This is a genomic window from Candidatus Nealsonbacteria bacterium (assembly GCA_019923605.1).
In the GTDB taxonomy this organism is placed as follows: Bacteria; Patescibacteriota; Minisyncoccia; order Minisyncoccales; family CSSED10-335; genus JAHXGM01.
In genome coordinates, this window is the sequence record JAHXGM010000002.1 from 16,479 (window position 1) to 30,313 (window position 13,835).

Annotated in this window: 13 protein-coding genes and 1 tRNA gene; 12 read left to right on the plus strand and 2 right to left on the minus strand. The window is 34.7% G+C overall.

The window, feature by feature from the left end:
• Window positions 1-33 precede the first annotated feature (33 nt).
• Entirely contained in the window at window positions 34-1,425 is a 1,392-nt protein-coding gene (gene cysS / locus KY054_00595; GenBank protein MBZ1356257.1) for a cysteine--tRNA ligase, read from the minus strand.
• A gap of 94 nt (window positions 1,426-1,519) precedes the next feature.
• Between cysS and KY054_00600 the strand changes: the two genes are divergently transcribed.
• From KY054_00600 to KY054_00655, 12 genes are all read left to right on the plus strand, one after another.
• Entirely contained in the window at window positions 1,520-1,696 is a 177-nt protein-coding gene (locus KY054_00600) for a GtrA family protein (GenBank protein MBZ1356258.1), read from the plus strand.
• Window positions 1,697-1,885: 189 nt separating this feature from the next.
• Entirely contained in the window at window positions 1,886-3,019 is a 1,134-nt protein-coding gene (dnaX, locus tag KY054_00605; GenBank protein MBZ1356259.1) for a DNA polymerase III subunit gamma/tau, read from the plus strand.
• A gap of 3 nt (window positions 3,020-3,022) precedes the next feature.
• A tRNA-Gln gene (locus KY054_00610) sits at window positions 3,023-3,093 on the plus strand.
• A gap of 601 nt (window positions 3,094-3,694) precedes the next feature.
• Window positions 3,695-4,000 carry a hypothetical protein gene (locus tag KY054_00615; protein MBZ1356260.1) on the plus strand — a complete coding sequence of 102 codons (306 nt, stop codon included), beginning with the start codon at window positions 3,695-3,697 and terminating at the stop codon, window positions 3,998-4,000.
• Window positions 4,000-5,934, plus strand: a complete 1,935-nt coding sequence (locus KY054_00620; GenBank protein ID MBZ1356261.1) for a V-type ATP synthase subunit I — start codon at window positions 4,000-4,002, stop codon at window positions 5,932-5,934. The genes KY054_00615 and KY054_00620 overlap by 1 nt, the downstream gene beginning before the upstream one ends.
• Before the next feature lie 44 nt (window positions 5,935-5,978).
• A complete protein-coding gene (locus KY054_00625; protein ID MBZ1356262.1) occupies window positions 5,979-6,455 on the plus strand; it encodes a V-type ATP synthase subunit K in 477 nt (158 codons plus the stop codon).
• Window positions 6,456-6,515: 60 nt separating this feature from the next.
• Window positions 6,516-7,076, plus strand: a complete 561-nt coding sequence (locus KY054_00630) for a hypothetical protein (protein ID MBZ1356263.1) — start codon at window positions 6,516-6,518, stop codon at window positions 7,074-7,076.
• A gap of 2 nt (window positions 7,077-7,078) precedes the next feature.
• Entirely contained in the window at window positions 7,079-8,038 is a 960-nt protein-coding gene (locus KY054_00635) for a V-type ATPase subunit (protein MBZ1356264.1), read from the plus strand.
• A gap of 2 nt (window positions 8,039-8,040) precedes the next feature.
• Window positions 8,041-8,358 carry a hypothetical protein gene (locus tag KY054_00640; GenBank protein MBZ1356265.1) on the plus strand — a complete coding sequence of 106 codons (318 nt, stop codon included), beginning with the start codon at window positions 8,041-8,043 and terminating at the stop codon, window positions 8,356-8,358.
• 15 nt (window positions 8,359-8,373) lie between these two features.
• Window positions 8,374-10,137, plus strand: coding sequence for a V-type ATP synthase subunit A (locus KY054_00645; GenBank protein MBZ1356266.1), 1,764 nt, complete (start codon window positions 8,374-8,376; stop codon window positions 10,135-10,137).
• Window positions 10,138-10,142: 5 nt separating this feature from the next.
• Window positions 10,143-11,531 (plus strand): V-type ATP synthase subunit B, encoded by a 1,389-nt coding sequence (locus KY054_00650; GenBank protein ID MBZ1356267.1) that lies wholly within the window; start codon window positions 10,143-10,145, stop codon window positions 11,529-11,531.
• Between the two features lie 2 nt (window positions 11,532-11,533).
• The gene (locus KY054_00655; protein MBZ1356268.1) at window positions 11,534-12,154 is read left to right on the plus strand and encodes a V-type ATP synthase subunit D; all 621 of its coding nucleotides are present in this window, start codon (window positions 11,534-11,536) and stop codon (window positions 12,152-12,154) included.
• Window positions 12,155-12,169: 15 nt separating this feature from the next.
• Here the strand turns inward: KY054_00655 and lysS are convergent, their stop codons facing one another.
• The gene (lysS, locus tag KY054_00660) at window positions 12,170-13,783 is read right to left on the minus strand and encodes a lysine--tRNA ligase (protein MBZ1356269.1); all 1,614 of its coding nucleotides are present in this window, start codon (window positions 13,781-13,783) and stop codon (window positions 12,170-12,172) included.
• Between the last annotated feature and the right edge of the window lie 52 nt (window positions 13,784-13,835).

The window sequence follows — 13,835 nt, forward strand, 5'->3', positions numbered from 1 at the left end:
AACGATTTAATTATACAGCAAAAAGTGGATATATCAACGAGGTCTTTTTTTAATAATAGCATCACTTCCGGCATCTTCTACTATATATCCTAATTTTTCTATTTCTTCCCTTACTTCATCAGCTTTTTGCCAATCTTTATTCTTGCGGTATTTCTCTCTCTTTTTTGATAATTTCTTTATCTCTTCTGGCGCTTCTTCATCTTTTTCTAATTGATCCAACTTTAATCCAAAGATTTTATCAAATTCAAGAGCTAAGACATATTTCTCATTATCGTTAAGTTCGCTTGATTTAAGTATTTTCCAAAGAAGAGCCAAAGCCTTAGGTGTATCAAGGTCATGATTTATACTATCCAGGAATTCTTTTTTGTATTGATCAATCTTTTCAGTTGAAAACCCTTCTCTTTGATCTAAGTTTTTTACCTTACTATAGAGGGAATAAAGGCTGTTCTGGGCATTTTCAATAGATTCCCAGCTAAAAGCTAGTTCTGACCGATAATGTGCTCCAAGGCACAAATATCGGTAAGCAAGGGGATTGATGTTTTTTTCAATTAACGTCTCAACTCTAAGGATTTCACCTTTAGATTTTGACATTTTTTTAGTTTTTAGAATCAAGAATTCATTATGTAGCCAGAAGTTAGCTAATTCCTTGTTGTATATAGCATCTGATTGGGCAAGCTCATTGGTATGGTGGATTTGTATATGATCTATTCCTCCGGTATGAATATCAATTGGTACCCCCAGTTCTTTGGCTGCCATTGCAACACATTCAGTATGCCATCCCGGAAAACCTATGCCCCAAGGGGATTCCCATTCCATTTGTCTTTTTTCGTTTTTTGGGCTGAACTTCCATAGAGCAAAGTCAGTTATATTCTTTTTTCCATCTACCATTTCAACCCTCGCTCCAGCCTTTAATTCAACTTTATCGCTACCCCAGAGTTTTCCATAATTATTAAGTTTTGAGGTATCAAAGTAGACCCCATCTTCAATGATATATGTAAAACCTTTTTCTTCCAGCTTTTTGATAATATCTATTTGTTCAGGGATATAGTCAGTGACTTTAGTCCAGATTGAAGGGTCCTTTATATTGAGTTGTTTTAAGTTTGTTTGAAAAGCTTTGGTGTAATACTCTGCCACTTCCCACACCGTTTTATTTTCTCTTTTAGCTCCTTTTTCTAACTTATCCTCTCCAGTATCTTCATCTGAGGTCAAATGACCAACATCAGTAATATTTATGACGTGTTTTACTTTATACTCATTGTATTCAAGAGTCTTTTTTAAAATATCTACAAAGATATATGCTCTTAAATTTCCGATATGAGCATACCAGTAGACAGTTGGTCCACAAGAGTACAGTGTGACCTCATCTTTTTTAATGGGCTCAAATACTTCCTCTTTTCTAGTTAGGGTGTTATATAACTTAATCATGATTACACTTTACTATATTGACCTCTCAAAATCAATTTAAAAAAAGACCAGAGAAATATATCTCTCTTGGTTTCAAGTTTCTATTGCAACTTAATTGTTAACTAATTTAATAGGAACATTAAATATTTTTATTGATTTGGGTGTTTTGAATTTTTTAATAGCCCTTACTTCAATTACTGTCAGCTTATATTATACTCTATTTAAGTCCATTTCTCTCTTAGTTGCTGCAACAAACAGTTATTTCTGGAATAAACATTGGACTTTTAAGTAAAAAGATAGTATCTTTTCTTCAGGTGAGTTTAGTAAGTTTCTTATTGTTACTCTCATTGGTTTCATTATTAATGTAGCTAGTGTCATTTTTGTAGTTAATATAATTGCTCTTCAATACGGAATTGATGGTGTTATATGGGCTAATGTCGGGGCATTTGTATTAGTCTAAATTTATAATATTTAAGAAATAATGAATAATCTTGTTTTTTATAGAAAATACAGACCAAAATCTTTCTCTGAGGTTGTTGGGCAGGAGTATATTATCAAAACGATTACTAATGCTATTTCCTCAGAAAAGGTTTCTCACGCTTATCTTTTCTGTGGTCCCAAGGGATCAGGAAAGACTACTGTAGCAAGACTTTTAGCTAAGGCAGTCAACTGTGAAGATATGACCGGATTTGAGCCTTGCAACAAGTGTGCTAATTGTATTGAGATATCTAGAGGTGCTTCAATGGATTTATTGGAAATAGATGCGGCATCTCATAGGGGAATTGATGATATTCGAGAATTAAAAGAGGGAATAAGGTTTGCCCCTACCAGATCTAAGAAAAAAGTATATATCATTGATGAATCACATCAATTAACAAAAGAAGCATCTAATGCTCTTTTGAAGATGCTTGAAGAAGCACCGGATCATGTTGTTTTTATCCTTGCTACCACTGAGGCACATAAGATGATTCCAACTATTATCTCAAGATGTCAAAGGTTTGACTTTAGGAAGTTAATTCTTCCTGAGATTGTTAAGAGGCTTGAAATTTTAGCCAAGAAAGAGAAGATAAAGATTAGTAATGATGCCTTAAGATTAATTGCTTCTAATTCTGAAGGAGCCTTGCGAGATGCAGAAAGTCTTTTGGGACAGATTTCATCTTTCTTTATCGGAAGTGATGTGGAGATAAAAGGGGAAGATATTGAAGGGTTACTTGGTTTGGTTGATACGGGATTAGTATCTGGTATAACGGATTTGATAATAGAGAAGAAAGCTAAAGAAGCCCTTAACTACATCAATGATTTATTAGATAAGGGAAAGGATCCCCAAGAGTTTTTAAAGGCTTTAATTAATTACTTAAGAAAGGCATTGGTCTTAAAAGTTGTAGGATCAGATGAAGCTAAGAATCCTAATAGTTCTGTTATTAATTCCATTCTTACCGGATTGACTAAAGAGGATTTTCAAAAACTTCAAGAACAAGTATCAAAGACTACAAGAGAGGATTTAATAAAGACCATAAACACATTACTTGAAGCCCAGAATAAGATGAGATATGCCTCAATAATTCAACTTCCCTTGGAGCTTGCAATAGTTGATATTATTGGTATAACTGAATAGTATTGCCGGGTCGTCTAATGGTAGGACAGCGCCCTTTGAAGGCGTCGATTGGGGTTCGAGTCCCTGCCCGGCAGCATAAATTTTGATGTTGTCTTGCATTGATGTTTCTCTAAAAAAACTACTTAAACAAACAAAAGCGATGAGAACATTGTGGCACATTAAATACTGCGTTGAGGAATAAGTTCTGTATCCTAAGTTCTTTCCCTTGTCCAAGGGTCAACCGTTGGTCTTTTTTAGCGACCAGAAATTGGGAATATATGGGAGTTGAACTTCCGCAGATTATACTTCCATAGATTAGACAATCTAACGTGTCGTAGGGCATGGGGTTTTAAGTTATCCATAGTGTCAAAGCAAAGTAGAAATGACAGTGATTAGCAAAATAGAAATGTCAGTTAGCTGATAATTTAGCGACACGTTTTTTCTCTTGAATCCGACCACAGTGTCTCCAAGGATGGTCAGGAGCAGGTCTATCTTATATCTATTTACTGATAATAATTTAAGTATGCACTACTTTGACATAATTTATCAAGTGATCAAAACATGTCTAATACGTATATTCAATTTCTACTTTTGTAGATAAACATCATTTCAGTATTAAAAATTGTCTAATACGTAATCCTTGACTAAATCAAGATTTTTGTATTATAATCGGTTTTGTTTTATAATAATTTATATATGGAAACTATAGACTTAATAAAAGAGGTAGAACAAAAAGCAGTATCAATGGTTTTTGATGCTCAAAAAAAAAGAGAAGGGGAGCTTTTAAAGGCTCAAGAAAAGCTGGAAGAGAGCATCAAGAGGCTTCCAAATGATTTAAAGTTGGAAGTTAGCTCGATTATTGAAAAGGCTAAGATTGAGGCCGAGGGAGCTAAAAAGAGAGAGGTTGAAAAAAGAACTAAGGAAATAATAGATCTTGAGAGTAGTTCTAGGCAAAACATAAAGCGGGCGACATCTTTTATTTTAGATAAATTGATTAAATAATGGCTGTAATAGAAGTTAGTAAAATAAGAATAATAGGCTTTAAGGAGGACGAGGAGAATGTCCTTGATTGTTTACAAAGAAGGGGAGTTTTTGAGGTCATCAAGAGTGATGCTGAAAAATCTTATTCTGATTCTGGTTTGGACTATGACTTTGCTGGGGTAAAATTTGCCATTGATTTTCTAAGTCAATTCTCAGATGAAAAAACATCCTTAATGGATAAAATATCAGGAGCTAAGATAAAAATTAAGGAAAAAGAATTCCCTAATTTTTTAGGCTCATTTCCTTACAAAGAATCAGTTTCAAAGGCTCTGGATTTAGAAAGTAAATTAAATGAGTCTTTGAGCAAGGAAGACGAGGCAAGAAAGAATATCGATCTTCTTTCACCTTGGATAGCCCTTGATAATAATCCCTCGACTAGGGAAACTGAGAATATTAGGTTCATTTTTGGGACAATCTCAGAAAAGGATTACATTGTTCTTGTTCAGAAGTTAAATAAGTTTAAACTTACTAATACTCGAGTTATTGATCGAAAGGAGAAAAACGTTCACCTAGAAGTTGTTTTTGATAAAAAAATCAAGGAAGTGGATAGTATTTTAGATGAGGTTGGTTTTGAAAAAAAAGAAATTCCCTTTCCTGGCATGATGCCAAGAGAGTCAATCTTTATGTTAGAATCTCTGATAAAAAAAGAGAGTTCTTTGAGAGAAGAGATTAAAAAAGATACTCGTGAACTAGCTAAAGAATTAAATAATTTAAGGATTATCTTTGATATTTTAAACACAAAAAAGGATCAGGCCGATGCTAATTCTGAAATATATGAAACAGATAAGGTTTTTGCCATAACCGGATGGGTTCAAGAGAGGTTTATTGGAAAGTTGATGACCGAACTAAAAGGTATATCTGACGTTATTCATGTTGAAACTTTGGAACCTAAAGAGGGAGAAGAAAGGCCCGTTAATATAGATAATACTTCTTTTTGGTCGCCATTTGAATCAGTCACTAAGATTTATGGTCTTCCTCAGTACAATGAAATTGATCCGACTCCAATTCTAGCACCATTCTTTATTTTATTTTTCGCTCTTTGTCTTACTGATGCTGGCTATGGTTTAATTCTCATGGCCCTTTCCTTTTTAGCCATCAAAGTGTTAAAAGTTCCCAAATCAACACATAAAATGATCCGCCTCCTTGGATATGGGGGTTTTGTAACTTTTTTTGTAGGAGCTTTGTTTGGGGGATGGTTTGGAATAGATGTAAATTTAATGCCGGCATCTTTTTCTAAAATTCAGTTGATTAATCCAGTTGAAAACCCGATCACCGTATTAATACTTAGTTTAGCAATAGGAATTTTTCAAGTCATTTTCGGTATCATGGTATCATTTTACTGGAAGGTTAAGAATGGGAAGTTAAAAGATGCAATTTTTGATGATGCCACTTGGGTCTTTTTTTTGGTCGCCATTTGTTTATTTATAGGTCTTAATACTGGACTAATAAGCGATGTTTATGATAACTTTATTATGATAGTTTTCTGGATTGGGCTCTTAGGAGTAGTTTTTGCCGGAGGAAGAAAGTATTCAAACCCATTACTTAAGATTGGAGTTGGAATTGGAAGCCTCTACGGGCTAATTGGTTATTTCTCTGATGTTCTTTCTTATTCAAGATTGTTAGCACTAGGACTAGCCACCGGTATTATTGCCATGGTCATTAATATGATTGCAAGTCTTGCTGGAGAAATGATTCCTTATCTTGGACCTGTAGTCGCTTTAGCGATATTGATTAGTGGACACACTTTTAATATTGTAATAAATACGCTTGGTGCTTTTATTCACTCTGGGAGATTACAGTTTGTAGAGTTTTTCCCAAAATTTATGGATGGAGGGGGGAGGAATTTTAATCCTTTACGAAGAAATTTAAAATTTGTTGAGATTATCGATGATTAAAATTAAGGTCGATTAAAAATAATAATAAAATAAATTATAAAAACATGACTGAAGGAATCGCAATAGCTATGCTGGGAGCTTCATTGGCCGTTATTTTTTCTGGAATTGGATCTTCAATTGGAGTTGGACTTGCTGGACAGGCTGGTTCTGGAGTTGTTTCCGAAGAGCCAGAAAAATTCGGAAAAGTACTTTTACTTCAAGCTCTTCCTGGAACCCAGGGCATCTACGGTTTTCTAGGAGCAGTTATAGCTCTTCAGAAGATAGGTCTTTTAGGAGGAGTAGTACCCGAATTAACACTTGCCCAGGGATGGGGAATATTTTTTGCTTGCCTACCAATTGCTTTTACAGGACTAACCTCTGGGATATTTCAAGGAAAAGTATCTGCTGCTGGTATGGGCATTATTGCTAAACAACCAGCTGAAAGTGGTAAAGCTATCATTCTTTCCGCAATGGTAGAGACTTACGCAGTTATCGGTCTTCTAGCAACTATTCTTATGATTAACGGAATAAATCTAGGATAACCAGTTTTATTAATCCGGCCGAATTATATTGGGCCGGACCATTAAGATTAATTATTTAAAATGGCATTAGAAGATATCATCAAAAAAATAGAAGTTGAGGCAGAAGAAAAGGTGAAAGAGATAGAGGCCGAAACAAAAAAAGCTATTTCTCATATAGAAGAGAAAGGAGTTCGTGAGTTGGATCGAAAGAAAAAAGAGATTTTAGCTGAAGCTGAAAAACAAAAAAAGTCTATTATTGAAAAGGCTCGCTTTGATTTTAAAGGAGAAACCAAGGATAAGATTACAGAAAGAAAGCTAAAGGTTATAGACGATGTTTATTTAAAAGTTTTCGGCGAACTTTCTAATCTTAAAAAAGAAGATTATTTGAAATTATTAGACAAGTTTTGGTCAAAAATTTCAGACAAGAGTGGTCTTGAAATTTTTATTGCTGATAAACGAGAGAATGAGACAAACGAATTTTTCCAAGGAAAGGGAGTGCAAATTGCTGGAACAGTTAATTCTCAAGGTGGATTTATTGCTAAAACCAGTAAATTAGAGGTAGACAATACTTTTGAATCAATAATAAATAATTTTAAAAAAGAAGTTGATATGGAAGTAGTTAAAATATTGTTCAATTCCTAATTATGTCTTATCCTTTTGCATCAGGTAAAATAAGGGTTTTAGAGAAAAGTCTTCCAGACAAGGTAGACATTGATCGTATGGTTGATGCCGAGAGCGCTGAAAAATCCTTTCAAGTATTTAATGATACTGACCTTTCGGATAATCTTTTAAACATTCAACCTCATGATTTTGAGAAAGCAATCTATGCAGATATGATTCAAATGCGCGACTTCGCAAAACAAGTATCTCCCGATCCAAAGCTGTTCGAATTCCTTTTTATAAAGAATGATTTTCATAATATAAAAGTATTATTAAAATCAAAAATGGAAGGTAAGAGTGATTATCAAGAAAAAATTATTCCCTTTGGCGTGTTTGAGGCAAAAGATATTGAGAACTATATTATGAACGAAGACCGAAAGTCATTAGCTAGCGAATTATTTACCAAGTCATTAGATAAGATAATGAAAGCTCCTTCCTTAGATAAAGTAGATCCAATCTGCGATAAAGAATATTTCAATACATTGATTGGCTATACAAAGAAAATAAAAAGTAATTTTATAACCCAGCTCCTTATTTCAGAGATTGATTTTTCAAACTTAAGATTAGCATTGAGGGTAAAAGATAATATTAAAGATTTACATATATCGGGAGGAAATATTTCTAGTAAAAAATTAGCCGAATTACAGGAAGGAAAAGATGATAAGGTTGTTGAATATCTTAAATCAAAGCTAACCAGATCTGAATTAAAAATATTTGAAAATTATTTTACTGAACGAAAATTATGGCAATTTGAGAAAGCAGTCGATGATGTTTTATTAGCTCATTTAAAAGAAGCTAGAAAAATATCATTTGGACCAGAAGTTATTGTTGCTTATATCAAAGCCAAGGAAATTGCTTTTCGTAATATTAGATTGATAATGACCGCAAGACTTAACGGAGTAGAACCGATTATCATAAAAGAAAGAATAAGAAACGTTTTTTAATTATGAAAATAGCTATTATCGGAAATCCAGAAACAATTAAAGGATTTAAATCATTGGGCATTGACCTTCTTGGAGTAAGAAATAAAGAGGAAGCAGAGAAATCTTTCCTTTCAGTTTATTCTAGCGATGAATATGCCCTACTTCTTTTAACTGAAGATTGGTTTACTGAATTGAGAGATCAGATAAAAGAATTTGAAGAAAAACCATTACCGGCCCTTATGATGATCCCCGGTATTGGAAGTAAAAAATCGATTGCTGAGCAAGAACTTAGGCAAATGATTGAAAGGGCTGTGGGATCCGATATATTTTCTGAAAAATAATCAATATATATTAATATGGAGGAAACAAAAGAAAAAAAAGGAATAATCGTTAAGGTTTCAGGACCTCTAGTTGTTGCTCGAGGAATGAATGAAGCTAAAATGTACGATGTGGTCAAGGTTGGTGATGAAAAACTTGTTGGAGAAATAATTGAGCTTAAAGATGATCAAGCATCTATTCAGGTTTATGAAAATACTTCAGGTGTTGGTCCAGGAGAACCAGTATTTTTAACCAAGAAACCCATCTCAGTAGAGCTTGGACCGGGACTAATTGAGTCTATCTACGACGGCATACAAAGGCCATTAAGTTTGCTTTACAAGGAAAGTGGTGATTATATCGCCCGAGGAGTTGAAGTTCCAGGTATCGATCGTGAGAAGAAATGGAGTTTTAAACCCAATGTTAATATTGGAGATATTGTTAGTGGGGGAGATATTCTTGGTGAAGTGGAGGAAACAGTTTTAGTTCCTCATAAAATAATGGTACCTCCTTTTGTAAAAGGAGAGGTAGTTGATATAAAAGAGGGAAGTTTTACTGTAGAAGAAACAGTGGCTACGATAAAAACTGAAAAAGGAGACAAAAATATTCCAATGATTCAGATTTGGCCTATTCGTGAACCTAGACCAATAAAAGAAAAAATTAAACCAGACCAGCTCCTTATTACCGGACAAAGAGTAATCGATGCTTTTTTTCCAGTTGCTAAAGGTGGTACAGCTTGTGTTCCCGGACCCTTTGGTAGTGGAAAAACTGTAGTTCAACACCAATTAGCTAAATGGGCCGATGCTGACATTATAGTATTTATCGGATGTGGAGAAAGAGGAAATGAGATGACCGATGTTTTACAAGAATTCCCTGAACTTAAAGATCCGCGTACTGGAGAATCTTTAATGAAAAGAACAATCTTGATTGCTAATACTTCAAATATGCCTGTAGCTGCTCGTGAAGCTTCTATTTATACCGGCATAACAATTGCAGAATATTTTAGAGATATGGGATACAAGGTAGCTTTAATGGCTGACTCAACATCACGTTGGGCAGAAGCTATGAGAGAAATATCAGGACGTCTTGAAGAGATGCCTGGTGAAGAAGGTTATCCAGCATATCTTGGATCTAGGACCGCAGCTTTTTATGAAAGAGCGGGAAGAGTCATTTGTCTTGGAGATAAATCTAATCGTGAAGGTTCGCTTACTGTGATTGGAGCAGTTTCACCTCCAGGAGGAGATCTTTCAGAACCAGTTACCCAAAACACGCTCAGAGTTGTGAAGGTTTTTTGGGGATTAGATAGTAAGCTTGCATATGCAAGACACTTCCCTGCTATTAACTGGCTAACAAGTTATTCCCTTTATTCTGATGATCTTAATAATTTTATGAAGAAAGAAGCTGGAGAAGAATGGCCTGAAATGCGTGCTACTGCCATGAGATTACTTCAAAAAGAAGATGAATTAAAATCAATCGTTCAATTAGTCGGCGTTGATGCGCTTTCACCAAAAGAACAATTAATTTTAGCGACCACTCAGTCTATTAGAGAAGACTTCTTGCATCAAAATGCTTTTGATGATGTTGATACTTACACTAGTCTTACAAAAATGTTTTGGATGCTAAAGGTCATTTTAGAATTGCATGAAAGGTCAATTTCGTTATTAGACAGCGGAAGGCCATTGAAAGATGTTATTGGTCTTCCGGTAAGAGAAGGAATTGGAAAGATCAAATTTATTCCCGAGAGTGAAATTGATAAATTCAAGGAGATCATTAACGAGATTAAAGAATCAACAAATAACCAATAAGTCAAATGATCAAAGAATACAAAACATTAAAAGAAGTTGCCGGTCCTATTCTTATCATAGATAAGGTCAGCGACGTAAAATATGAAGAGCTAGTTGAGGTAGAATTAGCAGATGGCTCAATAAGAAGGGGTAGAGTTCTTGAAATTACTGATACCCAAGCGATTGTTCAAATGTTTGAGGATACTCGTGGTATTAACCTAGAGTCTGGAAAAGCCCGGTTTATAGGTAAGACTATGGAAATCGGTGTTTCTACCGATATGTTGGGAAGGGTTTTTAATGGTTCAGGAAAACCAAAGGATGGACGCCCAGAGATTGTGCCAGAAAAAAGAATGGACATTAATGGTATTCCTTTAAATCCTTATGCTAGAGATTATCCTAATGATTTTATTCAAACTGGAATTTCAACGATTGATGGATTGAATACCTTAGTTAGAGGACAAAAACTTCCTATCTTCTCAGGAGCTGGTCTCCCGCATTCAGATATTGCTGCACAAATCGCTCGTCAAGCAAAGGTAAAAAGTGAAGAAGGTTCATCTGAAAAGAATCCGTTTGTTGTTATCTTTGGGGCTATGGGTATTACTTTTGAAGAAGCTAATTTCTTCATCGAAGAATTTAAAAAAACTGGTGCAATTGAAAGAGCTGTTCTTTTTTTAAACTTAGCAAATGATCCAGTAGTGGAACGTATTACTTTGCCTCGTTTGGCATTAACCACTGCTGAATATTTAGCCTTTGAGAAAGACATGCATGTTTTGGTTATCTTAACTGACATCACTAACTATTGTGAAGCTTTGCGTGAAATTGGAGCAGCAAGAAAAGAAATTCCTGGAAGGAGAGGTTATCCTGGATATCTCTATACTGACCTTTCAACTCTTTATGAAAGAGCTGGAAGAGTTAAAGGAAAAAAAGGATCAATCACTCAAATACCAATCCTTACCATGCCTGAAGATGATAAAACTCATCCGATTCCAGACCTAACCGGATATATTACTGAAGGACAGATTATGCTTTCTCGTGAACTTTATCGACAAGGAATTCAAACTTGTGTAGATGTTTTACCATCTCTATCAAGGTTGAAGGATAAGGGTATTGGAGAAGGAAAAACAAGAGAAGATCATTCAAGCGTTCTTAATCAACTTTTTGCTGCTTATGCTCGTGGAAAAGAAGTTAGGGAATTGGCGGTGATTTTAGGAGAAGCAGCTCTTTCAGCTGTTGATAAAAATTATCTTGAATTTGCAAATAGCTTTGAAGAAAAGTTTGTAAAGCAAGGAAGAGATGAAGATCGCTCCATCGAAGAAACCCTTACTATCGGTTGGGATCTTTTATCAATCTTGCCTAAATCTGAATTGAAAAGAGTAAAGGACGAACATATTAAAAAATATTTGTCTACTAAATAATTATGTCAAAGCTCGCAGTCAATCCAACACGAATGGAGATGCTTAAGCTTAAGAAAAGGCTTAAGACAGCAGAGCAAGGACACAAACTTCTTAAAGACAAGAGAGATGGTTTAATGAAAGAATTTATTCAAATCATTAAAGAGGCTCGACAGATTAGAAGAGAAATAGAGCCAGAGCTTCAAAGAGCTTTTGAGGGATTTCTTTTTGCTTCTGCTTCAGCTTCTCCTTGGAAAATAGAAGAAGCATTACTAGTGCCAAGAAAAAAGATAAGCCTAGAAGCGGACACAAAGAATGTTATGGGAGTAAACATTCCAATTTTTGATTACAAAGAAGAAGATATTCCTGTTGCCTATTCTTTGACTCAAACTCCATCAGACCTTGATGAGGCGACTGAAACTTTCTCCAGTGTTTTAAGGAAAATGGTTAACCTAGCTCAGATTGAACATTCAGCGAAATTACTTGCTTTTGAAATTGAAAAAACTAGACGTCGTGTTAACGCTCTAGAATATGTTTTTATACCGGATATAAAAGAGACGATAAAATACATCGAATCAAAACTTACCGAGCAAGAACGAAGTGTTTTAATCACACTGATGAAGGTTAAAAAACAAATGACAGCTTAGATTATATAACGGCTCTTAGGAGCCTTTTTTTATATCCAAGAGATTAATAACTTTCTTTCGATCAGCTGCCCAGAGAAAGGTTGATAGTCTGGGACCCGTATCTTTTCCGATTAGGAGATTATAGACATCTTTAAAGAAAGCCCTCTGAAGGGGAGCATTTTCTTTAATAGATAGCTCCTCTTTTTTAGGAATAGCGTAAACTATTGTATCTAATTCTTTTATTGAAAGGTCTTCCTTTTCTTTCAATGATTCCATTAAAGAATTTACCTGTTCTTTTTGCTCAGGATTCATTTGATTAACATAAACAAAATTAATTTGATCTAGGATTCTTATTACTTGATCATTATTGTATTTTTCTAACCAGTTCTTGGCTTTTTCAATTCTTTCATCAATTGATTTAGGATCGTAGTTGAGTTCCATACCTTTAAGGATATGACTCAATTTATTTTTATCCCACTGTACAATTTGACCAAAGGCAACCGCCTGTCGAAAAGGAATATTTGGTAGTCTATCTTCTTGATAAACACCAGAAAGATTCAACGCGAATTTTCCTGAATTTTCGAGTGTCCCCTCGTTCAGTTTTAAAATATCATTATCAAACTCACTGTATTGTTTGTATATTTCGCTACCGAAAGAAAGTTCAAAGGTTTGGTTTGGTATTCTTCTGAAATAAGTCCATTTAAGTAGTTCTGGGGTATATATTTCAAGAAGATCATCAGGGGAAATAACATTACCCTTAGATCCGGACATTTTACTGCCCAACCCTTGTATTCCAACGAATAGATATTCTTGAAATAAGGGGGGAGTGATATCGAATATATCTTTAGCGATATTTTTGGATACATCGTAGCTTCCTCCAGGAGCTGCATGATCTGCTCCGCCTGGCTCAAAGTTAACTTCTTCTTCTTTCCATCGCATAGCCCAATCAACTTTCCAGGATAATTTTACGATTCTTTTTTTTCTTATATCAATAGTTTCGGTCTTTCCACTATCAAAGCATTTATAAGTTATCGTTGAGTTGCCGTCATAATCAATAACTTTTGTGTTATCCTTTCCGGTAAATTGAGAATAGACTGAAATAGGATAATATTCATTTTTATATTTTTCAGGATCAATATTTTTATTAGCTTTTCCCTTTTCACTCATAAAAGATAAGAGAATATCGGCTAATTCTTTTCTTTTTCGAAGAGCATGAATAATGAGATCATCATATCTTCCAGAATTGTATTCTTTTGTTTGATATCGGTAGTCTAATTCAATTCCAACAGCTTCCATGGCTTTCTCAAATTTCTTTTCAAATTTTTCAGCGTAAGAAGAATAGTTTTCATTAGGAGAAGGAATAGCTGATAACGACGTACCAATATATTCTTCAAAAGAGGGGTCAATGCCATGGGGGACTTTTCTAAGTCTATCATAATCATCCCAAGAGAAAATTAGGCGAACTTTTTTACCTTTCTTTTTAAGAGCTTCGGCCACAGCATAGGCGGTTGCCACATCTCTAAAATTTCCAAAATGAACTACACCTGAGGGGCTTATCCCTGCTGCACAGGTATAGGTATCGTTATTAGGAAATCGTTCAATTACTTGATCAGCTATTTTCTCTGACCAATGTTGATTATGATTTGTCATAAGTTACTTTTATCAAAAAAAGAACCTTATGGCAATGAAAAAAGCCCCATAA

Excerpts from the sequence above, each read along its gene's own strand:
- KY054_00625 (MBZ1356262.1), top strand. The coding sequence starts at position 5,979 with ATGACTGAAGGAATCGCAATAGCTATGCTGGGAGCTTCATTGGCCGTT.
- dnaX (MBZ1356259.1), top strand. The coding sequence starts at position 1,886 with ATGAATAATCTTGTTTTTTATAGAAAATACAGACCAAAATCTTTCTCT.
- lysS (MBZ1356269.1), bottom strand. The coding sequence starts at position 13,783 with ATGACAAATCATAATCAACATTGGTCAGAGAAAATAGCTGATCAAGTA.
- cysS (MBZ1356257.1), bottom strand. The coding sequence starts at position 1,425 with ATGATTAAGTTATATAACACCCTAACTAGAAAAGAGGAAGTATTTGAG.
- KY054_00650 (MBZ1356267.1), top strand. The coding sequence starts at position 10,143 with ATGATCAAAGAATACAAAACATTAAAAGAAGTTGCCGGTCCTATTCTT.
- KY054_00655 (MBZ1356268.1), top strand. The coding sequence starts at position 11,534 with ATGTCAAAGCTCGCAGTCAATCCAACACGAATGGAGATGCTTAAGCTT.
- KY054_00620 (MBZ1356261.1), top strand. The coding sequence starts at position 4,000 with ATGGCTGTAATAGAAGTTAGTAAAATAAGAATAATAGGCTTTAAGGAG.
- KY054_00630 (MBZ1356263.1), top strand. The coding sequence starts at position 6,516 with ATGGCATTAGAAGATATCATCAAAAAAATAGAAGTTGAGGCAGAAGAA.
- KY054_00635 (MBZ1356264.1), top strand. The coding sequence starts at position 7,079 with ATGTCTTATCCTTTTGCATCAGGTAAAATAAGGGTTTTAGAGAAAAGT.
- KY054_00640 (MBZ1356265.1), top strand. The coding sequence starts at position 8,041 with ATGAAAATAGCTATTATCGGAAATCCAGAAACAATTAAAGGATTTAAA.
- KY054_00645 (MBZ1356266.1), top strand. The coding sequence starts at position 8,374 with ATGGAGGAAACAAAAGAAAAAAAAGGAATAATCGTTAAGGTTTCAGGA.
- KY054_00615 (MBZ1356260.1), top strand. The coding sequence starts at position 3,695 with ATGGAAACTATAGACTTAATAAAAGAGGTAGAACAAAAAGCAGTATCA.